Consider the following 25,462-nt stretch of genomic DNA (forward strand, 5'->3'; position numbering starts at 1 on the left):
CGCCGCGCCTCAAACAGGTCGCAAGAGCGTGGGACGCTGCGCCCTAAGAAGCCTTTTTGGCCGAATCGAACTGACTGGAGCCGCCCATGGATCGCCGCCGTCTGATTGCTTCCGGCCTTGTCACCTTGGCCTCGACGGGTCTCGCCGGGCGCGCCCTGGCCCAGGACGAGCCGCAGGATCAGCCGCCGCCTCCGCCGCAGGACGGTTACGGCGGCCCGCCGCCTTCCGGCCGGAAGGCGCCGACCTATTCGGCCGACGAGATGATCCGCGCCACCTCCGACTTCATGGGCGTGACGGCCGAGGCGGCCGGGGCGGCCATCGAGCGCATCTTCCGCGACAACGGCCGGCCCACCGGCTACCTGGCCGGCGAGGAGGGCTCGGGCGCCCTGACCGTCGGGGCCCGCTATGGCCGCGGCCTGCTCTACATGAAGGAACAGCCCCAGCAGGAGGTGTTCTGGCAGGGTCCCTCGATCGGCTTCGACGTCGGCGGCAACGCCAGCCGGGTCTTCACCCTCTGCTATAACCTGCAGTACCCGGACGCCATCTTCCGCCGCTTCCCGGGTGTCGAGGGCACGGCCTATCTGGTCGCCGGCCTGGGGGTGAACTACCAGCGCGCCGAGGACATCGTCCTGGCCCCGATCCGGGCGGGGGTCGGCCTTCGGCTAGGGGCCAACCTCGGCTACCTGTCCTACAGCCGCAAGCGGCACTGGCTGCCGCTGTAGGACGCCGGTCCTAGTGCTTGGTGGTCTTGCTGGTGATGTAGTCCATGATCGCCAGCACCACCCCTGACACCACGAAGGTCAGGTGGACGAAGACCAGCCACTGCAGACGCACCACATCGACCGCGTGGCCCGGCTCGGCGGTCTGCAGGAAGGCCTTAAGCAGGGCGATAGCCGAGATGGCGACGATCGAGGCGATCAGCTTCATCTTCAGGCCGGAGAAGTCGACCGTGCCCATCCATTCGGGCCGGTCCTCATGGTTGCCGATATCGATCTTGGAGACGAAGTTCTCGTAGCCCGAGAAGATGACGATCAGCATCAGGTTGCCGGCCAGCGACAGGTCGATCAGCGACAGGGCCAGCAGGATGGCGTCGTCGGGCTTGGCCGCGCTGGTGAACAGCAGCGGCAGCTCATGGATCAGCTCCTGGCCGAAGGTGGCGATCAGCCCGACCAGGGCCACCACCAGTCCCAGATAGAAGGGCACCATCAGCCAGCGCGAGGCGAACAGCCCCTGCTCCAGCCAGACTTCGAGGGCGGGCTTGGGCTTGGGGGTGTGGGGCGGGGTGACGGGACTGGTCATGCAGGGGATTTGGCTAGCGCGGGGGCGGGGGTCAAGCCCTGACAATCCTCCCCCGGAGGGGGAGGGGGACCATGCGGAGCATGGTGGAGGGGGTTTGAGCCTACATGCAGGCGTCAGGAAAGAGCGCGGCGGATCGGCTGAGGGCGTCCTTCAAGCGTGGATGTAGGGGCTGACCCCCTCCACCACCCCTTCGGGGCGGTCCCCCTCCCCCTCCGGGGGAGGAAACCCTAACCTCGCAGCTTCGCCCCGCAGGCCTTCTCGACCGCCGCGACCACCGCGCCCGACACCGCTTCGATCTCGGCCTCGGTCAGGGTCTTTTCGCGCGGCTGCAAAGCCACCTCGAGCGCCACGGACTTCTGGCCTTCGCCGACGCCCGCGCCCTCATAGACGTCGAACACCCGGACCGCCGAGATCAGCGCCTTGTCGGCCCCGGCCGCCGCCTTGACCAGGTCGCCGGCCGGACGGGCGCGGTCGACCAGGAAGGCGAAGTCGCGGGTGAGCGGCATCAGGTCTGGCGCGGTGAAGGCCGCCTTGGTCTTGACGCCCTTCTTCTTGGGCTCGGGGATGGCCTCGACCCAGACCTCGAAGCCGTAGATCGGGCCGGCGACGTCCAGCGCCTTGAGGACGGCCGGATGCAGCTCGCCGAACTCGGCCAGCACCGCCTTGGGGCCCAGCTGCAGCCGGGCCGAGCGGCCGGGGTGCCACCAGGCGGCGGCGGACCCTTGCGCGGTCTGCAGCGAGGCCACGGGGGCGCCCAGCTCGTCCAGCAGGCCCAGCAGGTCGGCCTTCAGGGTGAAGAGGTCGGCGTCGGGCCGCTTGTCCCAGCTGCGCGGGGCGTGCGGGGCCAGGATGGCGGCGATGGCCAGCCGCTGGTCGCCCGGCTCGTCGCCGGAGAACACCGGGCCGATCTCGAACAGCGCCACGTCCGCGAAGCCGCGCCGAGCGTTGCGGCCGGCCGCCTCGATCAGGTTGGGCAGGATCGAGGGCCGCATGCAGTCCAGCTCGGCGGCGATGGGATTGGCCACCACCAGCCGCTCGTCGCCGCCGCCGAACAGGGCGGCGGTCGGGCGATGGGTGAAGCTCCAGGTCACCGCCTCGTGGAAGCCGTTGGCGGCCATCCGGCGGCGGGCCGTGCGGGCGCGGGCCTGGCGGGTGGTCAGCACGCCATTGGGCGAGCGCGGCGTCTCGGGCAGGGGCGTGGCGGGCAGGGCGCCATAGCCGGCGATGCGGGCCACCTCCTCGACGAGGTCCGCCTTGCCCTCCACGTCGCGGCGCCAGGTCGGCGGGGTGACGCGGTCGCCCTCGATGGCGAAGCCCAGGTCGGTGAGAATCTGCCGCGACCGGGCGTGCGGGATCGACAGGCCCGACAGCGCCTCGACATAGCCGAAGTCGAAATCAAAGCCTTCGGGCGGAGCCGGAATCTGGCCGGCCACGGTGACCTCGGAGGCCTCGCCGCCGCAAAGGTCCAGGATCATCCGCGTGCCCAGCTCCAGGCCGCTGACCATGAAGCCGCTGTCGACCCCACGGGCGAAACGGTACTGGGCGTCGGAGTTTATGCCGGTCGTGCGGCCGGCCTGGGCCGTGCGGATCGGGTCGAACAGAGCGCATTCGAGGAAGACGTCGGTGGTGGCGTCCGAGCAGCCGGTGCTCACCCCGCCCATCACCCCGCCCAGGCCGATGACACCCGAGCCGTCGGTGATGACGCTGAGGGTCTCGTCGACCGCGTAGGTCTTGCCATCCAGCGCCTCGATGCTTTCGCCTTCGCGGCCCAGGCGGGCCTCGATGAAGCCGCCCTGCAGGGTGGCGGCGTCATAGACGTGCAGCGGCCGGGCCCGGTCGTAGGTAATCAGGTTGGTGATATCGACCAGGGTGTTGATGGGCCTGAGGCCAATGGCCTTCAGCCGGGCCTGCAGCCAGTCCGGCGAAGGGCCGTTCTTGACGCCCCGGATCAGCCGGCCGGAGAAGGCCGGGCAGGCCGAGCCGTCGACCCGGATATCGATGGGGTTCTTGAAGGTCCCCGGAACCGGCGCGACCGAAAGGTCCTTCAGCCTGCCCAGCCCGGCGGCCGACAGGTCGCGGGCGATGCCGGCGACGCCCAGCCAATCGGGGCGGTTGGGGGTGACTTCGAAGTCAATGACGGCTTCCAGGCCCAGCGCCTGGGCGGCCGAGGTCCCGACGGCCAGATCGTTGGATAAGTCCAGAATGCCGTCGCTCTCCTCGGCATATTCCAGTTCGGCGGCCGAGCAGAGCATGCCGTTGGAGACGACGCCGCGCACCGGCTTCTCCACCAGGGTGACGTCCAGGCCCGGCACATAGGCGCCGATGGGGGCGTAGATGGTGGTCAGGCCCGCCCGGGCGTTGGGCGCCCCGCAGACGATCTCCTTGCGGCCGTCGACCGTGTCGACCTGGCAGACCCGCAGGCGGTCGGCGTTGGGGTGCTGCACGGCCTCCACGACCTTGGCGACCGTGAAGGCGGCCAGCTTGGCGGCCGGATCGGTGACATGCTCGACCTCGAGGCCGGCCATGGTCATGGCGTCGACCGCCGCCGCCGCCGAGGCGTCGGTCTCAAGATGGTCCTTGAGCCAGGAAAGGGTGAACTTCATCCGCCTGTCCTAAGCGCCAGAATCTGATCGGTGAAATCCTTGGAGCCGGTGAAGCCGACCCCATAGAACTCCGAGTCCTTGAACACGCAGTTGCGCATCGGGATGGCCCCGATCACCCCGTTGGGCGAGGCGGGCAGCAGCACCAGGTTGCGGATATCGCCCTTGGCGTAGCCGAAGTCGGTGTTGTCGAAGGTCAGGCCGTCCAGCGCCAGCATCACCGCCGGCCCTTCCAGGCGGCAGTCGACGAAAGTGCGGTTCTCGATGGCCGCGATGTTGTTGCGCAGGCAGGCGCGGTGCAGGTCGACCAGCGAGATGGCCACGCCACTGAAGCTGGGCTGCATTAGGTCGGTGGTCAGGGGGCGGCGCTTGGGCGCGTCATGGTTCGAGGTGAACATCAGCTCAGTCCGCTTACAGGGTTGGGGGCAGAGAAGGCCGAGAAGCCGTAGTGCGACAGCCAGCGGGTGTCGCTTTCGAACATCGGCCGCAGGTCCGGCATGCCGTATTTCAACATGCCCAGGCGGTCGACGCCGAAGCCGAAGGCAAAGCCCTGGTAGACGTCCGGGTCGATACCGCAATTGCGCAGCACGTTGGGATGCACCATCCCGCAGCCGACGACTTCGAGCCAGTCGCTGCCCTGGCCGATCTTGATCTCGCCGCCCGAGCGGTCGCAGCCGATGTCCATCTCGGCGCTGGGCTCGGTGAAGGGGAAGTGGTGGGGCCGGAAGCGGCTGACCACGCCCTCGACCTCGAAGAAGCGGGTGACGAAGGTCTCCAGGGTCCATTTCAGGTGGCCCATATGGATGCCCTTGTCGATCACCAGCCCCTCCAGCTGATGGAACATCGGGGTGTGGGTGGCGTCCGAATCCATGCGGTAGGTGCGGCCGGGCACAACGATGCGGATCGGCGGCTCCTGGCCCGAGGCGATCCAGGGGGCGGCCGGCGGGGCGTTGGTCTTCTGCATGGCCCGCACCTGCACCGGGCTGGTGTGGGTGCGCAGCAGCTTGCGTTCCCCGTCGGGGCCGGGGTTGAAGAAGAAGGTGTCGTGCATCTCCCGCGCCGGGTGCTTGGGCGGGAAGTTCAGGGCCGTGAAGTTGTGGAAGTCGTCCTCGATGTCGGGCCCTTCGGCGACCGCAAAGCCCATCTCGGCGAAGATGGCCACCATCTCGTCCATGACCTGCATGGTCGGATGCACCGAGCCCTTGCGGCGGGGCGGGGCGGGCAGGGTCAGGTCCAGGGTCTCGGCGGCGAGGCGGGCGTCCAGCTCGGCCGATTCCAGGGCCGCCTTGCGCTCGGCAATGGCCGTCGCGATGCGGTCGCGCAGGCCGTTGATCAGCGGCCCCTGCTCGCGGCGCCCGTCGGGGGTCATGCCGCCCAGCGACTTGAGCAGGGCGGAGATGGAGCCGGACTTGCCCAGGGCCGCCACGCGCACGGCTTCGAGAGCATTGGCGTCGGCGGCGCCAGATACGGCGGCGGTCAGTTCGGCTTCGAGTTTCGAGAGATCGGTCATGGCGGTGTGCTCTAGCGCGTTTTGGGAAGCAGGCTAGCCGTCAGGCAGCAAAAAGCCCTCCGGCGGTTCGGCCGGAGGGCTTCTTGAATCTTGGGATCAACCCAGACCTCAAGCCAGCGCGGCGCGAACCTTGTCGGCGACGGCCTTGAACGCGGCGGGGTCCTGACCGGCGATGTCCGCGAGGACTTTCCGATCCATCTCGATCCCGGCCTTGTCCAGGCCGAAAATAAACTGCGAGTAGGTGAAGCCTTCCAGGCGGGCCGCGGCGTTGATCCGCTGGATCCACAGCGAGCGGAAGCTGCGCTTGCGGACCTTGCGGTCGCGGTAGGCGTACTGGCCGGCCTTGTCGACAGCGGCCTTGGCCGTGCGGATGGTGTTCTTACGGCGACCGTAGAAACCCTTGGCCTGTTCCAGGACCTTCTTGTGTTTGGCGTGGGCGGTAACGCCCCGTTTGACGCGAGCCATAGTTCTAAAGTTCCTTCGAGATCACAGGCCGTAGGGCAGGTAGGACTTGATGGTCTTGGCGTCCTGGGGCGTCAAAACCTTGGTCCCGCGCTGCTGGCGGATATATTTGCCATTGTGGCTGATCAGGCGGTGCCGCTTGCCGGCGACGCCGGCCTTCAGCTTGCCCGTGGCTGTCATCTTGAAGCGCTTCTTGGCGCCCGACTTGGTCTTCAGTTTCGGCATTTTGCAGCGGAGCTTTCACCCCGTCCTTCTGGAAGCATGATGGGCCGCCAAGGCATGCCATTGGCCCGGCGGTCCCTTAAGAGCCGGCGTTCCTAGACGAAACGCGGCCTATTAGCAAGTTTGGGGAAGCAAGCTCAGGCCGACTTTCTACGGACGGCTTTGGACACCTGCCAGGCCATCAGCAGAGCTGGCACAGTGAGCGCGCTGGCCACGGCGAACGGCGCGCTGGGGCCGAAGTTGGCGAACAGGGGCGCGGCGGCCAGCGGGCCGACGATACGGGCCAGGGCCCCGGTGGCGGTGTTGAGGCCCAGCATCTCGCCCTGATGGTCGGGCGGGGCGGCCTTGGAGATCACCGCGCTGATGTTGGGAAAGGTCAGGCTCTGGCCCAGGGCCACGGTGACCATGCCCAGCACCGCCAGCGGCCAGACCTGGGCGAAGGGCTGCAGCCCGAATCCGACGCCGATGATGGCCAGGCCCGTCATCAGCACCTTGGTCTCGCCGAACTGCCGGGCCAGGGGACCGGTCAGGAAGCCTTGCGCCACCGTGGCGGTGGCGGCGACGGCCACGAAGCAGAAACCGATCTGCCGGGGGCCCCAGCCAAAGGTCGCCTTGGCCCAGAGACCGAAGGTGGCCTCCATGCCGGCGAACCCGGCGATGGCGATCAGGCTGACGCACAGGATCTTCCAGATGATGGGATTGGCGATGGCGTCGGAGAGGCCCTCGAACCGGCCGCGCCGGGGGGCGTCGGAATGGCCGTGGCGGGTCTCGCGGACGAACAGCGCCACCCCCGTCGCCGCCGTCACCGCTAGGCCGGCGGCCAGGAACAGCGGCGGGCGGAACCCGGCCAGCCCCAGTTCGGCATGGGCCAGCAGGCCGCCAACGGCCGGTCCGGTCAGGAAGCCCAGGCTGAAGGCCGCGCCCATCAGGCCCAGCTTGCCGGCCCGCTGCTCGGGCGGGGTGACGTCGGCCATATAGCCCTGGATGGTCGAGAGGTTGCCGGTCAGCACCCCGCCGACGAGGCGGATGGCGCAGGCCGCCCAGAGGTTGGGCGCGAAGGCCAGGGCGATATAGGTGGCGGCGTTGCCGAAGATGGTCAGCATCAGCACCGGCCGCCGGCCGATCCGGTCCGACAGCCGGCCCCAGAAGGGCTCGCCGATGAAGTTGCCCAGGCTGTAGGCCGAGAACAGCACGAAGACCTGCCAGGTCGGCGCGCCGAAACTGGCGGCGTAGAAGGGGAGCAGCGGAATGATCACCCCGAACCCGGCGATGTTGATGAACACCACCGACAGCAGGATGTAGAGGGCGCGATCATTGCCGCGTGGGGTCGTGGTGGGTTCCGCCGACATGGGTTTGGTGTAGGGCGATGCGGTAGGGGCGGCAACGCCCAAGCCCTTCCCCCGCTGGCGGGGGAAGTGGCCTGAGATGCGCAGCATCGAAGGTCGTTGGGGGTCCTTGCGGCGTTGGCGGGCTGCACAGCCGTGGGAAAGGACCCCCAACGAGCCTCCAGCTTCGCTGTCGGCCCACTTCCCCCGCCAGCGGGGGAAGGGCTTGCCCTCCGGAAACAAAAACGCCCCGGCTTTCACCGGGGCGTTTCCGAAATTCTGAAACCCGATCCCTAGCGCGGGGCCAGGATCATGATCATCTGGCGGCCTTCCATGCGGGGCTCGTACTCCACCTTGGCCACCGGCTCGAAGTCGCCCTTGACCTTCTGGAGCAGCTTCATGCCGAGCTCCGGGTGGGCCATCTCGCGGCCGCGGAAGCGCAGGGTCACCTTGACCTTGTCGCCCTCCTCGAAGAAGCGGTGCATCGCCCGGGCTTTGACGTCGTAGTCGTGGACGTCGATGTTCGGCCGGAGCTTGATCTCCTTGATCTCCACGATCTTCTGTCGCTTGCGCGCTTCGTTCTTCTTCTTCTGTTCCTGGAATTTGAACTTTCCATAGTCCAGAATCTTGCAGACCGGCGGGTCGGCGTTGGGAACGATTTCGACGAGATCCAGGCCGACTTCCTCGGCCGCCTCGATGGCGGCGCTGGTCGGCATGATGCCTTGCTTCTCACCGTTTTGGTCGATCAGCAGGACACGGGGGACGCGGATCTCTTCGTTCATGCGCGGCCCGTCCTTGACTGGCGGCGCTTGCATGGGGCGACGAATAGGCGGAGCTCCTAAAGCTGTTTGCACAAAGTCTGGCGGCCACGCGGGCCCGCGCGCCGGACAGACTGTCGATATATGAGCCCGCCCGCCGATGGGATCAAGCCGGCCTGAGAAGGCAACGGCAATCTGCCGTGGACTGTTCCCTTTCCGCCGCGCTTATCGAGGAAGCAGGGAGAAGGCCGCCTGGGCCACGGTCTGCACCGCCAGCTGGCTCATGTCGTCGGCATGGATCATCGCCACATGGCCTCTGGGCCCTGACAGGGTGTCGCCGCTGGCGGTGGCATAGAGGGTGATGGTCGGGGCGCCGGCCGCGGCGATCAGGTGCATGGGGCCGGTATTGTTGCCCACCGCCAGGGCGGCCCGGGCCCCCAGCACGGCGATCTGGGCGAAGTCTGTGCGGCCGGTCAGGTCGCGGGCCTGGCCGACGGTCTTCTGGATGGTGCGGGCCATGGCGCTTTCCTGCGGCCCGCCGACGATGACGATGTCATAGCCCCGCTTGTGCAGCAGCCCGGCCAGCTCGGCGTATTTGGCGACGGGCCAGCGCTTTTCGGGCTTGGCTTCGGAACCGCCCGGCACCAGCAGCACGAAGGGCTTGGGCGGGGCGGCGCCCGGTACGGGCCGGGGCTGGGGCGCGCGGCGCAGGATCCAGGATAGGTCCGGGGCGGGGGCTTCGCCGGGGCTGGTCGGGGCGTCGGGCCAGATGCCGGCCACCTTCAGCTGCTCGGCGTGGCGCTCCAGGGTGTGCATCTTGGCGCGGCCGGGATTGGCATGGCGCAGCTTGGCGCCGGACGCGGGGCCGGACCAGACCGGTGGGAAGGGCCGCAGGGCGTTGAACAGCATGCTCGACCCGGCGCTGCCGTCCAGGTCGTAGATGCGGTCGTAGCGGGCCCGGCGGATGGCCCCGCGCAGCCGCAGCCAGTCGCCCGGCGCCTGGGGACGGCCCTCGGTTTGGATCTCGTTGAAATAGGGGCTGGACTTGGCCAGGGCCTCGAAGGGCGGGGTGGTCAGCAAGGTGATGCGGGCATGGGGGTGCGCCTGGCGGATGCGCTTCATCGCCGCCAGCGACAGCACGAATTCCCCGATCGAGCCGGTCTGAATGACCAGGACCCGTTTGATCTCACGCGTCACGCTCTGTTCTCCAAGACGCGAGCATAGACGTCCAGGGTGGCCGCGCACATGGCGTCGACCGAATAAAGCTTGCGGGCCCGCAGCATGGCCGCCTTGCCCATGGCCGCCCGCTTGCTGACGCTGGTGTCGGCCGCCGCCGCCAGGCCCGCCGCCCAGGCCGCCGCATCGCCCACCGGCAGCTTCCAGCCCGTCTCGCCCTCGACCACCGTCTCGGCCGCGCCGCCGTGGTTGGAGACCAGCACCGGCCGGCCCATCGCCTGCGGCTCGACCGCCGCGCGGCCAAAGGATTCCGGTTTCAGGGTGGGCAGCATGGCCATGTCGCAGGCCAGATAGGCCGCCGGCATGTCGTCGCAATGGCCGACCACCTTGACCCGGTCGGCCAGGTCGTTTTTGGCGATCGCGGCCAGGATCTCGGCGCGGTATTCGCTGCGGCCCTGATCGTCGCCGGCGAATATGACCAGGATATCGTCGCGGCCCTGGGCTTTGAGGATCGCCATGGCTTGCACGATGCTCAGATGGCCCTTGATCGGCGACAGCCGGCCCCCCAGCACCACCTTCAGGCGCGGATCGTCCATCCTCATCTGCCATTCCTGGCGCAGGTCCGCGAGGCGTCCCGGCGATACCGCCTTGGGATCGAAGCGGACCAGATCGACGCCGCGCGGGATGGTCACCACCCGCTTGGGATCGAGCCGGTGTTCGGCCAGCACATGGTCGCGGGTATAGTCGGAGTTGGCGATCACCACCGCGCCCCGCGTCATGACCGCGTTGTAGGCGCGCTTGATGGCGTTACCGGCCTTGTAGATGCCGTGGTAGGTGGCCAGGAACGGCACGCCCGCCGCCTGGGCGGCCCACAGGGCGCTGAGCGCCGGGGCTCGCGAGCGGGCGTGGACGAGGCTGACATTTTCCCGCCGGATGAGGTCCAGCAGCTTGCCGGTGTTGCTGATGATGGTCAGCGGGTTCTTCGACTGCATCGGCAGGGCGTAGAGCCGCCCGCCATCGGCCTGAAGCTGCGCCGCCATGCGTCCGCCCTTCGAGGCGACCACCGAGCGCCCGCCGGCCCGCACCACCGCCCGGGTGATATCCAGCGTCGTCTGCTCGGCCCCGCCCGTTTCCAGTTCGGGGGTTACCTGCAGCAGGGTGAAGTTACGGGGAAGTTTGGCCACGGCGCCTTGCATAACCCGCCTGCGCGGCGTGTAAAACTTTGCTTTTGCAAATCTTTGAGACCGCCGATGACCGAAACCGCCGGAACCCTGGACCTGGATGGCGCCAAGTTGGCCTGGCGGCGGATCACGGGCGAGGGCCCGACCATCGTCTGGCTGGGCGGCTTCAAGTCCGACATGACCGGGACAAAGGCTCAGATGCTGGCTGACTGGGCCGACGCCAACGGCCGCGCCTTTCTGCGGTTCGACTATTTCGGCCACGGCGAGTCGGGCGGCGCCTTCCAGGACGGGACCATCACCCGCTGGCGGGCCGACGCCCTGGCGATGATCGACCAGATGGCCGACGGGCCGCTGGTGCTGGTCGGCTCCTCGATGGGCGGCTGGCTGGCCTGCCTGGCGGCCATGGTGCGGCCCAAGCGGGTGCAGGGCCTGGTGCTGATCGCCCCCGCCGCCGATTTCACCGAGGCGCTGATGAAGCCCGGCCTGCCCGCCGAGGCGCACGAGGCCCTGGCCAAGGACGGTCTCTGGATCCGGCCCAGCCTCTATGAAGAGGGCGGCTATCCGATCACCCGGACCCTGCTGGAGGACGGCGCCCGCTGGTCGATCCTGCCCGGCCCGGTCCCCATCGACGCCCCCGTGCGCATTCTGCAGGGCGGCGAGGACCCCGACGTCCCCTGGACCCACGCCCTGGAACTGGCCCAGGCGCTCAACAGCCAGGACGTGGTGTTCACGCTGGTCAAGGATGGCGATCACAGGCTGTCACGGCCGGAAGACCTGGAGCGGCTGATCGGGGCAGTGGCCGAACTGGGCTAGCCCCAGAACGCCTTCACCTTCGCCGCTTCCTGCAAGCCCTGCTGGAAGCCGGCCCGGGCGATGGGTTCGCGGCGCGAGCCGTCCATCAGATTGGGCCCGAAGGCCTCGCCCGAGGCGGCGTCGGGGACGATGAGGCAGGCCTCACCGCCCTGGGCGCGGACCTTGTCCAGCTCACGTTCGATGCCGGGGATCATGAAGGCGGCGAAGGCCGGCGGGGCGACGGCGATGGTCAGCACCTTGCCGTAGGCGTGGGCCAGGTCGGCGTTGGTGCCCGAGCGCATGCCGCCGTCGATGTAGCGGCGGCCTTCGATGCCGACGGGCGGGAAGATGCCGGGCACGCAGCAACTGGAGGCGACGCCCCGGCCCAGCGGCGCGGCGGTGTCACGGCTCCAGACCTGGAACTCGCCGGTGTCGGCGTCGACGGCGGTGCAGGCGAAGCGCTCGGGCCAGGGCTGGTCCGGGGCGGCGAGGCGGCCGAAACCGGCCAGGAAGACCTCTTCGCTGATGGTTTTGGCGCTGAGGGCCATGGTCCCGAACTCGCGCAACAGCTCGATGGGGACGGGCCCCTCGGCCGGCCGTTTCATCATCAGCGCCATCAGCGGGCCGAGATCCGGGGCCGGACCGCTGGTTCCGGAGGCTTCCTTGACGCGTTCGGCCTGGGCGAACTCCGCCTCCAGCAGTTGGGCCGGCGTGCGGCCGCTGGCCAGCTGGGCGCCGACCACCGAGCCGGCCGAGGTGCCCAGGATCCAGTCGGCGTTCGAGACATCGACCCCGCCCTCGGCCAGGCCCGCGATCAGCCCGGTCTCCCAGGCGATCCCCACCGGCCCGCCGCCACCCAGTACCAGGGCCCGTGACATGCTCATCTCCCGTTTTCGGCAGCGTAGATCGCCGACAGGCCTTCGCGATAGGTGGGATAGGCCGGCCGCCAGCCCAGTTCCGCCTTGGCCAGGGCGTTGGAGACCCGCTTGTTCTCGCCCCAGAATCGGCGGGCCTGGGGGGTCAGTTCGGCTTCGTCGAAGAGCTTTTCGGGCGGCGGCGGCGCGCCCAGCAGGCGGGCGGCGTAGGCGTTGACGACGTGGCTCGGCGCCGGCTCGTCGTCGCAGAGATTGTAGATCCCGCCGGCTCTTGGCCGCTCCATGGAGTCCGCCAGGCCGGCGGCGATGTCGTCGACATGGATGCGCGAGAACACCTGGCCCGGCTTGACCGTCGAATGGGCGAGGCCCTCGCGGACCCGGTCCAGCGCCGACCGACCGGGGCCGTAGATGCCGGGCAGGCGGAAGACCTGCACCGTCAGCCCCATGCCCCGCCCGACCTCCAGCCAGTCCCGCTCGGCGGCCACCCGGCGGGCGGCCTCGGGCGAGCGGGCGGCGAGCGCGCTGGCCTCGAAGGCCCAGTTTCCCTCGCGGTCGCCATAGACCCCGGTGGTCGAGAGGTAGCCGATCCAGTCGGGGAAGGCGTTCGCCCGGGCCAGGGCCGGAACCAGGGCGTTCAGGCCCGGACAGCCGGTCTCGCCCGGCGGGGCGGTGATCAGGATACGGTCGGCGCGGGGCAGGGCGGCGATCAGCGCCGCGCGGTCTTCGGGATCGACGGCCTCGATACCCCGGTCCTGCAAGGCCTGGCGGGCCTCAGGCGTCCGGCCGGTGGCGATGACGGGACCGCCCAGGCGGCGCGCCAGGACCTGGCCCGTATAGCCGAAGCCGAAGACCAGCAGGGTCATCCGACGGCGCTCAGAGCAGCGCCTCGATGGCCGCCCGGGCCGCGTCCTTCAGGTCCGGACGCTTCAGCGCGAACGCCACGTTGGCCCGCAGCAGGCCGATCTTGTCGCCGCAGTCGTAGGTCGTCCCCTCGTATTCCAGGGCGTGAAAGCCCTCGATGGCCATCAGCCGGGCCATGGCGTCGGTCAGCTGGATCTCGCCGCCGGCCCCCTTCTGCTGGGCGGCCAGCAGGTTGAAGATCTCGGGCTGCAGGATGTAGCGGCCGGAGATGAACAGGTTCGAGGGCTCGGTCCCCGGGGCAGGCTTTTCGACCATGCCGACCATCCTGTTGAGGCGCGGATCGTTCCCCTCCAGGGCGACGATGCCGTACTTGTGGGCCTCGCCGGGCGGGCAGGGTTCGACCACCACGACGTTGCCGCCGACCTTGTTGTAGGCGTCCACGGCCTGTTTGAGCGGCGCGACTTCCGCATCCATCAGCATGTCGGGCAGCATGACTGCGAAGGGCTCGTCGCCGACAATGTCCCGGGCGCACCAGACGGCGTGGCCCAGGCCCAGCGGGGCCATCTGGCGCACGAAGCTCATCTCGCCGGGCCGGGGCAGCTCGCCGCGGATGTCGGCCAGCATGTCGAGCTTGCCCTTGGCCTCGAGTTGGGCCTCCAGCTCGATATGGTGGTCGAAATAGTCCTCGATGCCGCCCTTGCCGCGGCCGGTGACGAAGACGAAGTGCTCGATCCCCGCCGCCCGGCCCTCGGCCACGATGTAGGAGAGGATCGGCCGGTCGACGACGTTGAGCATTTCCTTGGGCGTGGTCTTGGCGCCCGGAAGCACCCGGGTCCCCAGGCCCGCCACGGGCAGGACGGCTTTGCGCACAGGTTTCATGGGCGATCAGGTAGCCCGCCACGAGGGCGAAATCCAGCGGCCTGAAATTCGTGATGGAACGGCATCGGCGGTCACGAATTTGGCATTCGGGGAACCAACCCCACGGGAGAAGGAAACGTCATGTCGAAATTTCTCAGCCTGGCCGCCGCGGCCGCTGTCGCCGCCCTGACCGTCACGGCCTGCGCGAAGCAGGAAGCGACTCCGCCGGCCGACACCACGGTCGTCAACCCGCCGGCCGACTCCACCACGATCGTCAATCCGCCCGCCGACACGACGACGACGACGACCGCGCCAGCCCCGACACCGCCGACCGACACCCCGCCGCCGGCCGACACGACCACCACGACCACGACGACGACCCCGCCGCCGAAATAGGCGACCGCCGTCGATCGTTCGAAACCAGGCAGCCCGGTTGGCCCAGCGCCGGCCGGGCTGTCGTTCAGAGGGAGTTTGAGATGTCCAGAACCACAGCCCTGGTCGCCCTGGCGGCGGTCGCCGCGCTCGGCCTGACCGCCTGCGGCAAGAAAACCGACGCCACGGCCCCGGCCGACGCCACCGCCGCCTCGACCGACGCGGCCCCGAACGCGCCGTCCGCCGACGCCGCTCCGGCCGCGCCCTCGGCCGACGCCACGGCCGCGCCCGCCGACAGCCAGGCCGCCACCCTGCCGGGCGGGACCGAGTCCGCCGATCAGCCCAAGACCGGCAACGCCGGACCTGACGCCACGATCAGCAACGCGCCTGAGAAGAAGTAGGCGCGCCAGTCCCGCGCCTCCCAACCTCCCGAAATCCCTGGCGAAGGCCAGGGCCCAAGCGGAGGGTCCGGAGTGGGCGCGGGCAGGGTGGCCGGCCCCGCTTGGACCCTGGCCTTCGCCAGGGAGATCGGGGAGGAAATGGGGACCTTGCGTCCGCGCCCACCGGGCGCAACATTTCCGCGATGACCTTTGCCGTCTACATCATGGCGAGCGCGCCCTATGGCACGCTCTATATCGGCTCCACCGACGACGTAGTGCGCCGGGCTTGGCAGCATCGTGAGAAGGTCATGGAGGGATTCACCAAACGCTATGGCGTGACCCGCCTCGTCTGGTTCGAATACCACGGGTCCCGAGAGGCGGCGCTGGTGCGGGAACGCCAACTGAAGTTCTGGAAGCGCAAGTGGAAGATCAGACTGATCGAGGCCGAGAACCCTGAGTGGCGTGACCTGTTCGAAGAGGTCGCTTCCGGCCTTCCTCCAGACCAGCCCCGGCTCGTTCTCGATGACAAGCCAATCCCGGAACCCGGGTGGCGCTCGGACTCGTAGCCCTGGCGCCTGAGGGCGGGAAAAAGGGTGGGTCCTCGCGGATCTCCACTCCCCCGGTTTCCCTGGCAAAGGCCAGGGCCCAAGCGGAGGGTCCGAAAAGGACGCGGGCAAATGGCCGGCCCCGTTTGGACCCTGGCCTTTGCCAGGGAGATCGGGAGAGGGGAAGCGAGGCGCCCGCCTACTCCACCGTCACCGATTTGGCCAGGTTGCGCGGCTGGTCGACGTCCGCCCCCTTCTGCACGGCCACGTGATAGGCCAGCAGCTGGATGGGCGCGGCGAAGACCAACGGGGCGATCAGCGGGTCGCAGGTCGGGGCGATGATGACGCTGACCCCGGCCGGCGCATGCGCCGCGCCGGCTTCGTCGGTGATCAGGATCACCCGGCCGCCCCGCGCCAGCACCTCGCTCATGTTCGAGACGGTCTTTTCGAACAGCTCGTCGGTGGGGGCGATGACGATGATCGGGGTGGCCTCGTCGACCAGGGCGATCGGCCCATGCTTCAGCTCGCCGGCGGCATAGCCCTCGGCATGGATGTAGCTGATTTCCTTGAGCTTCAGCGCCCCTTCATAGGCCAGGGCCGACATGGCGCCCCGGCCCAGATAGAGCACGTCCCGCGCCTTGGAGATTTCCAGCGACAGCGCCTGGACCATCTCCTCGACGCCCAGGGACTCGCCGACCAGCCGGGGGGCTTCCAGCAGCACCCGCACCAGCCGCTTTTCTTCCTCGGCGTCGATCCGGCCGCGCTGGGCCGCCGCGGCGACGGCCAGGGCGGTCAGGGCGGTGACCTGGCTGGTGAAGGCCTTGGTCGAGGCGACGCCGATTTCCGGACCGGCATGGGTCGGCCAGAGCATGCCGGCCTCCCGGGCCATGGTGCTCTCGTGGGCGTTGACGATGGCGGCGGTCTTCAGGCCCTTGGCCTGGCACCAGCGCAGGGCGGCCAGCGTGTCGGCGGTCTCGCCCGATTGCGAGACGGCAATGGCCAGGGTGCCGGGCGTGACCGCCGGTTCGCGATAGCGGAATTCCGAGGCGATCTCGACATCGCAGGGCAGGCCCGCCAGCCGCTCGAACAGGTAGCGGGCGATCAGGCCGGCGTAGAAGGCGGTGCCGCAGGCGATGATCTGCAACCGGGTGACGCTGGCAAAATCGAAGCCGCCGGGGGCCGAGACATGGCCGGTAACCGGGTCGACATAGGCGGTCAGGGTGTGCTGGCAGGCGTCGGGCTGCTCGTAGATCTCCTTGACCATGAAGTGGCGGTGGTTGCCCTTCTCGACCAGGGCCGCCGAGGCCGCCACCACCCGCATGGGCCGCTCGACCGGCGTTCCGCTGGCGTCGAAGATCTCGGCCCGGTCATGGTCGATGGCGACATAGTCCCCCTCGTCCAGATAGGTGACCTTGTTGGTGAAGGGGCCGACCGCCAGGGCGTCCGAGCCGATGAACATCTCGCCCTCGCCATGGCCGACCACCAGCGGGCTGCCGCGGCGGGCGCCCATGACCAGCCTGTCTTCCCCGGCGATCAGTACGCCCAGGGCATAGGCCCCGGTCAGCCGGTCCAGCGTGCTCTTGAAGGCCTTCAGCGGCGCCTGGCCGGCCTCCAGGTAGAAGTCGATCAGCTGGGCGATGACCTCGGTGTCGGTCTCGCTCTCGAACACCCGGCCCCCCGCCTTCAGCTCGGCCTTCAGCTCGGCGTAGTTCTCGATGATGCCGTTATGGACCAGGGTCACCCGGCCGGCGGTGTGGGGGTGGGCGTTGGCCTCGTTGGGCTTGCCGTGGGTGGCCCAGCGGGTGTGGCCGATGCCGACGGTCGAGGTCATGGGCGCGGCGCTCAGCACCGCCTCCAGGTCGCGGATCTTGCCCTTGGCCCGGCGGCGCTCGACCTTGCCCGGGGCGGTGATGGCCGCGGCCCCGGCGCTGTCATAGCCGCGATATTCCAGTCGCTTCAGGCTTTCGACGATCCGCTCGGTGACGGGTTTGGTTCCAACGATGCCGATGATGCCGCACATGTCTGTTTCAACCGCTCCCGGGACAGGATTATAGCTTTGCCCCGAGGCGCCTTTACCACCCGTGCATCGATGGGCGGCATAAAAGTGCGTTGCAGACTATTGCTTGAGGGCCAGACATGGCGAAGCGGAAGTATTTCGGCACGGACGGCATCCGGGGCCTGGCCAACACCCACCCGATGACCGCCGAGGTCGCCTTGAGGGTCGGCATGGCCGCCGGCAAGCTGTTCCGCGGCGACCATGACCGCCGCCCGTTGGTGGTGATCGGCAAGGACACCCGCCTGTCGGGCTACATGATCGAGCCGGCCCTGGTGGCGGGCTTCACCAGCATGGGCATGGACGTCAGGCTGTTCGGCCCGCTGCCGACGCCCGCCGTCGCCATGATGACCCGCTCGATGCGGGCGGACCTGGGGGTGATGATCAGCGCCTCGCACAACGCCTTCCACGACAACGGCATCAAGCTGTTCGGCCCCGACGGCTACAAGCTCAGCGACGAGCGCGAGTTCGAGATCGAGGCCCATATGGACGAGGGCCTGCAGGAGAATCTCTCGCCGGCCGATGGCCTGGGTCGCGTGGCCCGGGTCGACGACAGCCAGGCCCGCTATGTCGAGATCGCCAAGGCCACCTTCCCCCGCCAGCTGAACCTGGGCGGCCTGCGCATCGTCATCGATTGCGCCAACGGCGCCGCCTACAAGGTCGCCCCCACCGCCCTCTACGAGCTGGGGGCCGAGGTCCGCGCCCTGGGGGTCACCCCCGACGGTTTCAACATCAACCAGGACGTCGGCTCGACCCACGCCCACGCCATGGCCGCGGCGGTCAAGGAATACCGCGCCGACATCGGCATCGCCCTCGACGGCGACGCCGACCGCCTGGCCATCTGCGACGAGCACGGCCACATCGTCGACGGCGACCAGATCATGGCCCTGATCGCCGGCGCCTGGGCGACCGAGCAGCGGCTGACCGGCGGCGGGGTGGTCGCCACCATCATGTCGAACCTGGGCCTCGAACGCTTCCTGGGCGCCCGCGCGCTGAAGCTGGAACGCACCGCCGTCGGCGACCGCTACGTCATGGAGCGCATGCGCTCGGGCGGCTTCAACCTGGGGGGCGAACAGTCCGGCCACCTGATCCTCTCCGACTTCTCCACCACGGGCGACGGCCTGATCGCCGCCCTGCAGGTCCTGGCCGTGATGGTCCAGACCGGCAAGCCGATGAGCGCCCTGGCCCGCCAGTTCGATCCCGTCCCGCAGAAGATGGAGAACGTGAAGTTCGCCCGGGGCGGCGAGCCCCTGAAGAACGCCAAGGTGAAGGACGCCATCGCGGCGGCCGAGGCGCGGCTGAACGGATCTGGGCGGGTGGTGGTGCGGGCGAGCGGGACGGAGCCTCTGATCCGGGTCATGGCCGAGGGGGACGACGAGGCGGTCGTGGCGCAGATGGTGCGGGAGATCGCGGGGGCGGTGAGGGGTGTTGGGGGGTAATCAATTTTCCCAGGTAGCTAACTATTGAAATTGTAAAGTTGAGGCAACCACAGATTTTCCGATCCATAAGGAAATGTGTAAATCTCGTTTGGATTCCATTTGGGGTTTTCCACGATTTGGAAGTTTTTTTCTTATAAGAGTTCCATACCCTAATCCGCTTGGCCAACCAAACTGTGCGGCCATCATTATCACGCAGCCGCATACTGCTTCAAAAGCGTGCTGAAGATTGGCGCGGTGCATCGACAATTCTCGATCGTGTTTCGCGGCGTTGTATGCGTCGTACCAGGGCAACTCCTGGGTTGGCTTTCCAGTGGTGCCCCAAGTGCGAAACGGAGAAAACGGGCTGAGCCAAGGGTAGCTAGGGAGGGTGATTGAGTATTCATTCAAACGCATTGCCGAAATCAATTTCACGTAGTCATTTGTAGAATATCGTTTCTTAGAGACTCCGTTCGCAACAAGAACACCTCTCCAGTGAGTTTCCACTTCAGTGCAAGCTAGTATCAATAGATTCCGTATCTCGTGACCAAAGACTTGGAGATTGCTTTTCTCTGGATGAATGGTTTCGCAAATTCTATCAAGGAGGCGTGTTAAAACGCTGAGTTGGCCTCGGCCCAACGCGATTATGTCCTGATCTGCAATCTCGCCTGGATACATTCCAGGAGAGTCATTCGTGTGTTGATCGTTTGGACGCGCAATTCTCGGATAGTAGTGCCCAGGAGGCAGGTCTAGTTTGTGAAATGGATTTCGGCCGTCGGGCTCGAACCAAGCATCGGCCCTTTTTCGAATAACCGACCAAATATCCTCACCGGGTTCCGCCTTAAAATACGTACCCGCTCCGTTCTTCGCATCAGCTAGTCCTATGCGGATGGCCTCGCGTTGGCTGACTCCCCAAACTCCCATGGCCTTTCCGCTAGGCCCGATCCGCAAGTAGTATTTCAATTTATGTTCTCATGCTGAGCGTTAGGATTTGACGTATATCCCGTTGACATATCCCTGCTGAGTTCCCATCTTGACTACCGAAGGAGCCAGCCCATGGTTCGCACGACAGTCTTCCAGTCTAATCGCTCCCAGGCTGTGCGTCTGCCCAAGGACGTCGCCTTTCCGGAGGGCGTCAAAGAGGTCCGCGTGCTGCGCGAGGGCAAGCGGCGGGTGATCGTGCCGGCGGGGGCGGTCTGGGACGATTTCTTCGACGCGCCGGGTGTCGATCTGGGGCCGCGCGAGCAACCGCCGGCTCAGGTCCGTGAAGACTTCTGATGCTCCGCTACCTGCTGGACACCAACCTCTGCATCCGCGTGCTCAGGGACCGTCCGGTCAGTCTGCGCGACCGGTTCAACAGCGACGCCGACAGCCTGTGCATCTCGACGGTGGTCCTGACCGAACTGCTGCATGGGGCGGCCAAATCGGCCCGGCCTGAGCACAACCGGCGCGAAGTCGAGAATTTCGCGGCCCGGATCGATGTCCTGCCCTTCGACGCCGCCGCCGCCGCCCATGCCGCCGATATCCGGGCCGTCCTAGAGCGGCGGGGGCTGACCATTGGCGGCTACGATCTGCTGATCGCCGGCCACGCCCGCAGCCGGGGCCTGATCGTTGTGACAGGCAATCTCGGCGAATTTGGCCGCGTCGAGGGCCTGAGATACGAAGACTGGCTGGCGTGATGGAATCCCAGGAAGTCATCGCCCGGCCGCACTTCGACAAGGCCGACCTCGCCTGGCTGACCGACATCCGGTCACGCCGGGCCGGCAGCCGTGGCGCGCCCTATTTCACCCTGGTCTTCCCGGGCGTCGATCTGGAGCCCAAGGCCTTCGCCGCCGAGGTTCGGGCGCGGGTGGAGGGCATATCGCCCATCCGGTTCCGCCTGCGCTCGGCCCTGGTCGTGCCCGAGCAACTGGTGGGCCGTTTCCATGTATTCCTGATCCCCGACGAGGGCTTCGGCGCGATCCTGAAACTGCACGACGCCCTGCACGCGGGCGCGATCAAGGCGGCCCTGCGCAAGGACAGCCCCTACCTGCCGCACATCACCGTGGCCACGACGAGCGACTACAACACCGCCCGCAACCTCGCCATTTCGCTCAATCACGGCGACATCGACATCCGCGGCCATATCGAGGCCCTGCAGGTCGAGCACCGCATCGGGGAGGTCATCAAGCTGGTGGCGGAAATCCCGCTGCCGAAGGCGGGTTGGTTCGGGTAGCCGGTTTTATCCGAAACTCCGCCGCGCCAGCCCCGGCAGCAACCAGGCCTGTCCGGCGGCCCGCGCCACGAAGAACAGCGAGAAGGCCAGCCATAGCCCCTGGTTGCCCCAGGCCTGGAAGCCGATCTGCATTGCCACGAACGCCGCCAGCGCCGCCGTCATGCTCACCAGCATGGCCCGCGTCCAGGAGGCCCCAATGAACACCCCGTCGAACACGAACGAGGCCACCCCGACCAGGGGCAGGACCGCCGCCCAGATCGCATAGGTCCTGACGGTGGCGATCACCGCCGGGTCGGTGCTGAAGCTGGCGGCGAGGCTGGGGGCGGCGATCAGGTAGATCAGGGCCAGGATGGCGGCGCTGGCCCCCGCCCAGGCCAGGATGTGGCGGACCTGGCGGTCGAAGGCGGCGCGGTCTCTCGCGCCGAGGGCCTCGCCGGTCAGGACCTGGGCGGCGCTTTCGAAGCCATCCAACGCCAGGGCGCCCAGCATGAAGAGCTGCAGCAGGATGGCGTTGGCCGCCAGCACGGTCGGGCCCTGCTGGGCGCCGGCCCTGGCGAACAGGATGTTGGCGGCCATCAGCAGCAGGGTGCGCAGGAAAAGGTCGCGGTTGAGGGCCAGTAGCTTGAGAAGCTCGCCCGCCTCCCAGGTGGCCCGCTGGCGGACCAGGGCCAGGGCCTGGCGGGCCGGACCCTGCCGGGCGGCGACCACGGCCAGGGCGGCCAGTTTCAGGGTCTCGGAGGTCAGGGTGGCGACGGCGATGCCGGCGACGCCGAGATGCAGGCCCAGCACCAGGCTGACATCGAGCAGCACATGGACGATGTTGGCGCCGATCTCGACCGCCATGACCTGGCGCAGCTGGCGGCGGCCAATCAGCCAGCCGGTCAGGGCGGTGTTGATCAGCCAGGGCAGGCCGCCCCAGTAGCGGATGCCGACATAGGTCCGCGCCTGCTCGACCAGCGCCCCTCGCGCCCCGAACATCTCCAGTCCCAGGCTGACGGCCAGCGGCTGCAGGGCCAGCAGCACCGTCCCGATCAGCAGGGCCGCCGCCAGGGCCCGGGTCAGGACGGCGGCCTGGGCCGCCTCGTCGCCCCGGCCGGTTGCCTGCGCTGTAAGCGCCACGGTGCTGGAGCGCAGGAAGTTGAACACCACCAGCAGGGCCATCAGGAACCGGGCCCCCAGCTCCACCGCCCCCTGCGCCACCGGCTCGCCCAGCTGGCCGATCACCCAGGTGTCGGCCATGCCGAACAGGGCCGTCGCCACCCCGGTCAGGGTCGCGGGCAGGGCGATGGCCAGGATGGCCCGCCGCAGTCCCGCCGCCGTCATGTCGCCCCGCCCGGTCATCGGTCTCGACTGGCGGAGCGGCCGTCCTGGGTCAAGCCGGCCCGAGCAACCATGGGCGCTCACCCTGGTCATCGGCGCGATTGCGGCTAGGGTGGCCGGAGCGATTTTGGGCCTTCAGGAGTGTGCGATGATCAGACGTCCGAGCAGTCCGGGAATGGCCCTGGCCGCCATCCTGCTGTCCCTGGTCGCCGCGCCCACCGCCCGCGCGGCCGACGACCGCCTCGCGCCCGAGTTCGCCGTCGCCGGGCGCTACCTCTACCAGACCAGCGATACCTACACGGGCCCGCCGGCCTCGGGCTATTTCCAGCTTCCCGACACCTCGGCGGCGGGCAAGACGGTCGAGGTCTGGCTGACGCTCGTCTACGACACCCCTCAGAACGACCGCGGCGTCCTCATCTCATCCCTGGGACTGAGGACGCGCATCGACTGCGCGACCCACCAGTCCAGCGACCTGGTGGTGATCATGATGGACGGCGACAACCGGCTGCTGGGAGCCGAGTGGGTGAACGCCGATAGCGAATATGCCAACCCCGACAGCCCCAAGCGGCAGGTAATGGACGTGATCTGCGACGGCCAGGTCTCGCCCTATCCCATCCTGACCGGCTTCGCGGCCGTCCGCGCCGACGCGGCCAGGCGGGCGGCGGCCAAGTAGCGGCGGCTTCGCGTTTCACTGATTCCCCCTTACCCATAGGCGAAGGCAGCTGACGCGCCACGGGGGCCGCGTCCGCCTTGGGGCATCGCCATGGCCACCGTCGCCGCCACCCAGCCGGCAGAACGCCGCAAGACGCCGATCTACCTGCAGCTCTACCCCCAGGTCCTGCTGGCCATCGTGCTGGGGGCGGTGCTCGGCTACTACGATCCCAAGCTTGGCGTGGCCCTCAAGCCCCTGGCCGACGGATTCATCCAGCTGGTGAAGATGATCATTGCGGTGGTCATCTTCCTGACCCTGGCCACGGGGCTGGGCGGGATGCGCAACCTCAAGGCCGTGGGCGGGGTGGCCTGGAAGGCCTTCGCCTATTTCCTGACCTTCTCGACCCTGGCCCTGATCGTCGGGCTGGTGGTGGCCAATACCGTCCGGCCGGGGGCGGGGATGAATGTCGATCCCGCCACGCTCGATCCCAAGGGCGTCGCCGACTACATCGCCAAGTCGCACGACCAGAGCGTCGTCGGCTTCCTGCAGGCCATCATTCCCAAGACCCTGGTCGGCGCCTTCGCCGAGGGCGACATCCTGCCGGTGCTGCTGATCTCCATCCTGTTCGGGCTGTCGCTGGCCATGGTCGGCGAGCGGGCCGCGCCCGTGGTCGACATGCTGGAGCGGGTCGGCGAGGTGGTCTTCAAGATGGTGGCCATCATCATGCGGGCCGCGCCGGTCGGGGCGTTCGGGGCCTTCGCCTTCACCATCGGCAAGTATGGGCTGGGGGCGCTGGTCAAGCTGGCGGCGCTGGTCGGGACCTTCTACCTGACCGCGGCGGTGTTCATCATTGTGGTGCTGGGCGCCGTCGCCTGGGCCAGCGGGTTCTCCATTTTCAAGCTGATCCGCTACCTGAAGGACGAGCTCTTCCTGGTACTAGGCACCAGCAGCAGCGAGGCGGCGCTGCCGAGTTTGATGGTCAAGCTGGAGCGGGCGGGCTGTCCCAAGCCCGTGGTCGGACTGGTCGTGCCGACCGGCTACAGCTTCAACCTCGACGGCACCAACATCTACATGACCCTGGCGGCCCTGTTCATCGCCCAGGCCACCAACATCCACCTGACCCTGGAACAGCAGATCCTGCTGCTGGCGGTCGCCATGATCAGCTCCAAGGGCGCGGCGGGGGTGACCGGCTCGGGCTTCATCACCCTGGCCGCGACCCTGGCGGTGGTGCCCTCGGTGCCGGTGGCGGGGATGGCGCTGATCCTGGGCGTCGACCGGTTCATGAGCGAGTGCCGCTCGCTGACCAACTTCATCGGCAACGCGGTGGCGACCATCGTGGTGTCGCGCTGGGAGGGCGGGCTGGATCGGGACGTGTTGGCTGCGGCGCTGGCGGGGCCGTCGGGTGGGCTGGCGGCGCCGGAGCCGGTGGACGAGCCTGAGGACTGAGTTGGGGCGGGTTCGGTCCTAAGGATTCAACCACGGACAACACGGACAACACGGACGGGACTACGCCAACCTCTGACCGACCCGAAGGGTCATTGAGTTTCAGACAGGCCTTCGGCCGGATGAGCGCGGTGAGCCCCGTCCGTCCGTGTTGTCTGTGTTGTCCGTGGTAAAATTCTTCAGGCCAGCAAAGCCAGCAGCGCAAAGCTCGCCAGCCAGTGCTCGCCCATATAATCGCCGGCGACGTGGGGCAGGGCGCTGGCCAGGTGGGTCTCGGCGGCCTCGCGGGCGACATCGCTGCCGGTAGCCTGGGCGATCCCGCGCCAGCACCAGGCCCGGCTGAGGTTGAGGCCGTCGAGATGGGCGATCTTGCCGTCGGAGCGGTCGCTGACCGTGGCCGGGGTGAACAGGGTGGCGGGAAGCCGCTGGTCGATGTCGGGCAGGAACCGGCCGAACCAGACGGAAAACTCGGCGGCCGGCAGCATGCGGCGCAGGCATTCGGCCTCCATCAGGGCCGGGGACAGGAACTCGTCGCCGCTGGGCTCCCAGGCCTGGCAGCCGGCGTCGCCGCGATACCAGCCGATCGCGGTTCGCCTGGCCAGCTCGGCCAGGGCCGGGTCACCGCAGGTTTCGGCATAGTCCACGGCCAGGCGCAGGGCGAAAGCGGTGTTGGAGTGCACGCCGGCCCTCAGGGGATAGGTCGCCTTGGGCAGGAAGGCCTTGAAGCGGTCGGCGAAGGCGCGGGCGAGCGGGGTGATGTTGGCGGCCCACGGTCCGTCATGCCTGGAGAGCTCGGCGGCCAGCATCAGCAGCCAGGCCCAGCCGTAGGGCCGCTCGAACCCGGCCGAGCCGGGGCGGTCGAGATAGGCCCGCTCAGCTTCGACCTTGGCCGTGGTGAAGCTGTCGTCGAACAGGGCGCGGATGGCGGGCGCCTGCGGGATGTCCGGATGCAGACGCAGGCAGGTCGCCAGCGTCCAGTAGCCGTGGACGCAGCTGTGCCAGTCGAAGCTGCCGAAGAAGATCGGGTGGTGGGTCCGGTGCGGGCCGATGTCCTGCGGTCCGTTGAAGACGTGGTCGGCCTTGTGCGGATACTCGCGGGCGACGTGACCCAGCGCGATGGCCGCGAACCGGCTCGCCAAGTCTGGGGC

Annotated in this window: 28 protein-coding genes; 11 read left to right on the plus strand and 17 right to left on the minus strand. The window is 68.2% G+C overall.

The features are described 5' to 3' along the window. Positions 1-86: 86 nt before the first annotated feature. Positions 87-722 (plus strand): DUF1134 domain-containing protein, encoded by a 636-nt coding sequence (locus tag QO010_RS11280; RefSeq protein ID WP_307349184.1) that lies wholly within the window; start codon positions 87-89, stop codon positions 720-722. 10 nt (positions 723-732) lie between these two features. On the opposite strand, the gene QO010_RS11285 is transcribed toward QO010_RS11280, so the two are convergent. The 10 genes from QO010_RS11285 to QO010_RS11330 form a co-directional block, all read right to left on the minus strand. Beyond that, entirely contained in the window at positions 733-1,299 is a 567-nt protein-coding gene (locus tag QO010_RS11285) for a TIGR00645 family protein (RefSeq protein ID WP_307349186.1), read from the minus strand. A gap of 227 nt (positions 1,300-1,526) precedes the next feature. Continuing rightward, positions 1,527-3,902, minus strand: a complete 2,376-nt coding sequence (gene pheT / locus QO010_RS11290) for a phenylalanine--tRNA ligase subunit beta (RefSeq protein WP_307349188.1) — start codon at positions 3,900-3,902, stop codon at positions 1,527-1,529. Next, the gene (locus tag QO010_RS11295) at positions 3,899-4,297 is read right to left on the minus strand and encodes a hypothetical protein (protein WP_307349190.1); all 399 of its coding nucleotides are present in this window, start codon (positions 4,295-4,297) and stop codon (positions 3,899-3,901) included. The genes pheT and QO010_RS11295 overlap by 4 nt, the downstream gene beginning before the upstream one ends. Continuing rightward, positions 4,297-5,409, minus strand: a complete 1,113-nt coding sequence (gene pheS / locus QO010_RS11300) for a phenylalanine--tRNA ligase subunit alpha (protein ID WP_307349191.1) — start codon at positions 5,407-5,409, stop codon at positions 4,297-4,299. The genes QO010_RS11295 and pheS overlap by 1 nt, the downstream gene beginning before the upstream one ends. A gap of 108 nt (positions 5,410-5,517) precedes the next feature. Continuing rightward, positions 5,518-5,874, minus strand: a complete 357-nt coding sequence (rplT, locus tag QO010_RS11305; protein ID WP_307349193.1) for a 50S ribosomal protein L20 — start codon at positions 5,872-5,874, stop codon at positions 5,518-5,520. A gap of 21 nt (positions 5,875-5,895) precedes the next feature. After that, positions 5,896-6,096, minus strand: coding sequence for a 50S ribosomal protein L35 (rpmI, locus tag QO010_RS11310; protein ID WP_307349195.1), 201 nt, complete (start codon positions 6,094-6,096; stop codon positions 5,896-5,898). 134 nt (positions 6,097-6,230) lie between these two features. Then, the gene (locus tag QO010_RS11315; RefSeq protein ID WP_307349197.1) at positions 6,231-7,442 is read right to left on the minus strand and encodes an MFS transporter; all 1,212 of its coding nucleotides are present in this window, start codon (positions 7,440-7,442) and stop codon (positions 6,231-6,233) included. A 269-nt stretch (positions 7,443-7,711) separates the two neighbouring features. Then, positions 7,712-8,233 carry a translation initiation factor IF-3 gene (gene infC / locus QO010_RS11320; RefSeq protein ID WP_307349199.1) on the minus strand — a complete coding sequence of 174 codons (522 nt, stop codon included), beginning with the start codon at positions 8,231-8,233 and terminating at the stop codon, positions 7,712-7,714. Between the two features lie 168 nt (positions 8,234-8,401). Next, a complete protein-coding gene (locus QO010_RS11325; protein WP_307349200.1) occupies positions 8,402-9,373 on the minus strand; it encodes a glycosyltransferase family 9 protein in 972 nt (323 codons plus the stop codon). Beyond that, the gene (locus QO010_RS11330; RefSeq protein ID WP_307349202.1) at positions 9,370-10,536 is read right to left on the minus strand and encodes a glycosyltransferase family 4 protein; all 1,167 of its coding nucleotides are present in this window, start codon (positions 10,534-10,536) and stop codon (positions 9,370-9,372) included. Before QO010_RS11330 ends, QO010_RS11325 begins: the two co-directional genes overlap by 4 nt. A 66-nt stretch (positions 10,537-10,602) precedes the next feature. Between QO010_RS11330 and QO010_RS11335 the strand changes: the two genes are divergently transcribed. Further along, complete coding sequence (locus QO010_RS11335) at positions 10,603-11,346, plus strand: alpha/beta hydrolase (protein WP_307349204.1); 744 nt, start codon at positions 10,603-10,605, stop codon at positions 11,344-11,346. On the opposite strand, the gene QO010_RS11340 is transcribed toward QO010_RS11335, so the two are convergent. The 3 genes from QO010_RS11340 to QO010_RS11350 are packed head-to-tail and all read right to left on the minus strand — an operon-like array spanning position 11,343 to position 13,940. Then, positions 11,343-12,203 (minus strand): patatin-like phospholipase family protein, encoded by an 861-nt coding sequence (locus tag QO010_RS11340; protein ID WP_307349205.1) that lies wholly within the window; start codon positions 12,201-12,203, stop codon positions 11,343-11,345. The two genes, QO010_RS11335 and QO010_RS11340, sit on opposite strands and share 4 nt — an antisense overlap. A gap of 2 nt (positions 12,204-12,205) precedes the next feature. Next, positions 12,206-13,063 (minus strand): SDR family oxidoreductase, encoded by an 858-nt coding sequence (locus tag QO010_RS11345; protein ID WP_307349207.1) that lies wholly within the window; start codon positions 13,061-13,063, stop codon positions 12,206-12,208. Between the two features lie 10 nt (positions 13,064-13,073). After that, positions 13,074-13,940 (minus strand): UTP--glucose-1-phosphate uridylyltransferase, encoded by an 867-nt coding sequence (locus tag QO010_RS11350; RefSeq protein WP_307349208.1) that lies wholly within the window; start codon positions 13,938-13,940, stop codon positions 13,074-13,076. Between the two features lie 120 nt (positions 13,941-14,060). Here QO010_RS11350 and QO010_RS11355 point away from each other — a divergent pair, with 120 nt between their 5' ends. The 3 genes from QO010_RS11355 (at position 14,061) to QO010_RS11365 (ending at position 15,237) form a co-directional block, all read left to right on the plus strand. After that, positions 14,061-14,315, plus strand: a complete 255-nt coding sequence (locus tag QO010_RS11355) for a hypothetical protein (RefSeq protein WP_307349209.1) — start codon at positions 14,061-14,063, stop codon at positions 14,313-14,315. A gap of 80 nt (positions 14,316-14,395) precedes the next feature. Then, on the plus strand, positions 14,396-14,692 hold the full coding sequence (locus QO010_RS11360; protein WP_307349210.1) for a hypothetical protein: 297 nt from the start codon (positions 14,396-14,398) through the stop codon (positions 14,690-14,692). A gap of 182 nt (positions 14,693-14,874) precedes the next feature. Further along, positions 14,875-15,237 (plus strand): GIY-YIG nuclease family protein, encoded by a 363-nt coding sequence (locus QO010_RS11365; protein WP_307349211.1) that lies wholly within the window; start codon positions 14,875-14,877, stop codon positions 15,235-15,237. Between the two features lie 178 nt (positions 15,238-15,415). Here the strand turns inward: QO010_RS11365 and glmS are convergent, their stop codons facing one another. Then, positions 15,416-17,236 (minus strand): glutamine--fructose-6-phosphate transaminase (isomerizing), encoded by a 1,821-nt coding sequence (gene glmS, locus QO010_RS11370; RefSeq protein WP_307349212.1) that lies wholly within the window; start codon positions 17,234-17,236, stop codon positions 15,416-15,418. 116 nt (positions 17,237-17,352) lie between these two features. On the opposite strand from glmS, the gene glmM reads away from it, so the two are divergent. Next, positions 17,353-18,708 carry a phosphoglucosamine mutase gene (gene glmM, locus QO010_RS11375; protein WP_307349213.1) on the plus strand — a complete coding sequence of 452 codons (1,356 nt, stop codon included), beginning with the start codon at positions 17,353-17,355 and terminating at the stop codon, positions 18,706-18,708. A gap of 21 nt (positions 18,709-18,729) precedes the next feature. On the opposite strand, the gene QO010_RS11380 is transcribed toward glmM, so the two are convergent. Continuing rightward, entirely contained in the window at positions 18,730-19,647 is a 918-nt protein-coding gene (locus QO010_RS11380; RefSeq protein WP_307349214.1) for a hypothetical protein, read from the minus strand. Between the two features lie 93 nt (positions 19,648-19,740). Here QO010_RS11380 and vapB point away from each other — a divergent pair, with 93 nt between their 5' ends. From vapB to QO010_RS11395, 3 genes are read left to right on the plus strand one after another with little or no spacing between them, the layout of a single operon-like run. Continuing rightward, entirely contained in the window at positions 19,741-19,962 is a 222-nt protein-coding gene (gene vapB / locus QO010_RS11385; RefSeq protein ID WP_307349216.1) for a type II toxin-antitoxin system VapB family antitoxin, read from the plus strand. Beyond that, entirely contained in the window at positions 19,962-20,363 is a 402-nt protein-coding gene (gene vapC, locus QO010_RS11390; RefSeq protein WP_307349217.1) for a type II toxin-antitoxin system tRNA(fMet)-specific endonuclease VapC, read from the plus strand. The genes vapB and vapC overlap by 1 nt, the downstream gene beginning before the upstream one ends. Then, the gene (locus QO010_RS11395; protein WP_307349218.1) at positions 20,363-20,899 is read left to right on the plus strand and encodes a 2'-5' RNA ligase family protein; all 537 of its coding nucleotides are present in this window, start codon (positions 20,363-20,365) and stop codon (positions 20,897-20,899) included. The genes vapC and QO010_RS11395 overlap by 1 nt, the downstream gene beginning before the upstream one ends. Positions 20,900-20,905: 6 nt before the next feature. Here QO010_RS11395 and QO010_RS11400 read toward each other — a convergent pair whose 3' ends face one another. Beyond that, the gene (locus QO010_RS11400; RefSeq protein WP_307349219.1) at positions 20,906-22,240 is read right to left on the minus strand and encodes an MATE family efflux transporter; all 1,335 of its coding nucleotides are present in this window, start codon (positions 22,238-22,240) and stop codon (positions 20,906-20,908) included. 127 nt (positions 22,241-22,367) lie between these two features. Between QO010_RS11400 and QO010_RS11405 the strand changes: the two genes are divergently transcribed. Next, positions 22,368-22,892, plus strand: coding sequence for a hypothetical protein (locus QO010_RS11405; RefSeq protein ID WP_307349220.1), 525 nt, complete (start codon positions 22,368-22,370; stop codon positions 22,890-22,892). A 90-nt stretch (positions 22,893-22,982) separates the two neighbouring features. Continuing rightward, positions 22,983-24,317 carry a dicarboxylate/amino acid:cation symporter gene (locus QO010_RS11410; RefSeq protein ID WP_307349221.1) on the plus strand — a complete coding sequence of 445 codons (1,335 nt, stop codon included), beginning with the start codon at positions 22,983-22,985 and terminating at the stop codon, positions 24,315-24,317. A gap of 176 nt (positions 24,318-24,493) precedes the next feature. Here the strand turns inward: QO010_RS11410 and QO010_RS11415 are convergent, their stop codons facing one another. Continuing rightward, positions 24,494-25,453: a DUF2891 domain-containing protein gene (locus QO010_RS11415; protein ID WP_307349222.1), complete on the minus strand. Its 960-nt coding sequence runs from the start codon at positions 25,451-25,453 to the stop codon at positions 24,494-24,496. Positions 25,454-25,462: the final 9 nt, after the last annotated feature.

It is taken from the genome of Caulobacter ginsengisoli, assembly GCF_030814835.1.
Lineage (GTDB): Bacteria > Pseudomonadota > Alphaproteobacteria > Caulobacterales > Caulobacteraceae > Caulobacter > Caulobacter ginsengisoli.

What these genes read in the sequence shown, in the direction of transcription:
- QO010_RS11280 (WP_307349184.1), top strand. Translation starts at nt 87, where the DNA reads ATGGATCGCCGCCGTCTGATTGCTTCCGGCCTTGTCACCTTGGCCTCG.
- QO010_RS11285 (WP_307349186.1), bottom strand. Translation starts at nt 1,299, where the DNA reads ATGACCAGTCCCGTCACCCCGCCCCACACCCCCAAGCCCAAGCCCGCC.
- pheT (WP_307349188.1), bottom strand. Translation starts at nt 3,902, where the DNA reads ATGAAGTTCACCCTTTCCTGGCTCAAGGACCATCTTGAGACCGACGCC.
- QO010_RS11295 (WP_307349190.1), bottom strand. Translation starts at nt 4,297, where the DNA reads ATGTTCACCTCGAACCATGACGCGCCCAAGCGCCGCCCCCTGACCACC.
- pheS (WP_307349191.1), bottom strand. Translation starts at nt 5,409, where the DNA reads ATGACCGATCTCTCGAAACTCGAAGCCGAACTGACCGCCGCCGTATCT.
- rplT (WP_307349193.1), bottom strand. Translation starts at nt 5,874, where the DNA reads ATGGCTCGCGTCAAACGGGGCGTTACCGCCCACGCCAAACACAAGAAG.
- rpmI (WP_307349195.1), bottom strand. Translation starts at nt 6,096, where the DNA reads ATGCCGAAACTGAAGACCAAGTCGGGCGCCAAGAAGCGCTTCAAGATG.
- QO010_RS11315 (WP_307349197.1), bottom strand. Translation starts at nt 7,442, where the DNA reads ATGTCGGCGGAACCCACCACGACCCCACGCGGCAATGATCGCGCCCTC.
- infC (WP_307349199.1), bottom strand. Translation starts at nt 8,233, where the DNA reads ATGCAAGCGCCGCCAGTCAAGGACGGGCCGCGCATGAACGAAGAGATC.
- QO010_RS11335 (WP_307349204.1), top strand. Translation starts at nt 10,603, where the DNA reads ATGACCGAAACCGCCGGAACCCTGGACCTGGATGGCGCCAAGTTGGCC.
- QO010_RS11340 (WP_307349205.1), bottom strand. Translation starts at nt 12,203, where the DNA reads ATGTCACGGGCCCTGGTACTGGGTGGCGGCGGGCCGGTGGGGATCGCC.
- QO010_RS11345 (WP_307349207.1), bottom strand. Translation starts at nt 13,063, where the DNA reads ATGACCCTGCTGGTCTTCGGCTTCGGCTATACGGGCCAGGTCCTGGCG.
- QO010_RS11350 (WP_307349208.1), bottom strand. Translation starts at nt 13,940, where the DNA reads ATGAAACCTGTGCGCAAAGCCGTCCTGCCCGTGGCGGGCCTGGGGACC.
- QO010_RS11355 (WP_307349209.1), top strand. Translation starts at nt 14,061, where the DNA reads ATGTCGAAATTTCTCAGCCTGGCCGCCGCGGCCGCTGTCGCCGCCCTG.
- QO010_RS11360 (WP_307349210.1), top strand. Translation starts at nt 14,396, where the DNA reads ATGTCCAGAACCACAGCCCTGGTCGCCCTGGCGGCGGTCGCCGCGCTC.
- QO010_RS11365 (WP_307349211.1), top strand. Translation starts at nt 14,875, where the DNA reads ATGACCTTTGCCGTCTACATCATGGCGAGCGCGCCCTATGGCACGCTC.
- glmS (WP_307349212.1), bottom strand. Translation starts at nt 17,236, where the DNA reads ATGTGCGGCATCATCGGCATCGTTGGAACCAAACCCGTCACCGAGCGG.
- glmM (WP_307349213.1), top strand. Translation starts at nt 17,353, where the DNA reads ATGGCGAAGCGGAAGTATTTCGGCACGGACGGCATCCGGGGCCTGGCC.
- vapB (WP_307349216.1), top strand. Translation starts at nt 19,741, where the DNA reads ATGGTTCGCACGACAGTCTTCCAGTCTAATCGCTCCCAGGCTGTGCGT.
- vapC (WP_307349217.1), top strand. Translation starts at nt 19,962, where the DNA reads ATGCTCCGCTACCTGCTGGACACCAACCTCTGCATCCGCGTGCTCAGG.
- QO010_RS11395 (WP_307349218.1), top strand. Translation starts at nt 20,363, where the DNA reads ATGGAATCCCAGGAAGTCATCGCCCGGCCGCACTTCGACAAGGCCGAC.
- QO010_RS11400 (WP_307349219.1), bottom strand. Translation starts at nt 22,240, where the DNA reads ATGACCGGGCGGGGCGACATGACGGCGGCGGGACTGCGGCGGGCCATC.
- QO010_RS11405 (WP_307349220.1), top strand. Translation starts at nt 22,368, where the DNA reads ATGATCAGACGTCCGAGCAGTCCGGGAATGGCCCTGGCCGCCATCCTG.
- QO010_RS11410 (WP_307349221.1), top strand. Translation starts at nt 22,983, where the DNA reads ATGGCCACCGTCGCCGCCACCCAGCCGGCAGAACGCCGCAAGACGCCG.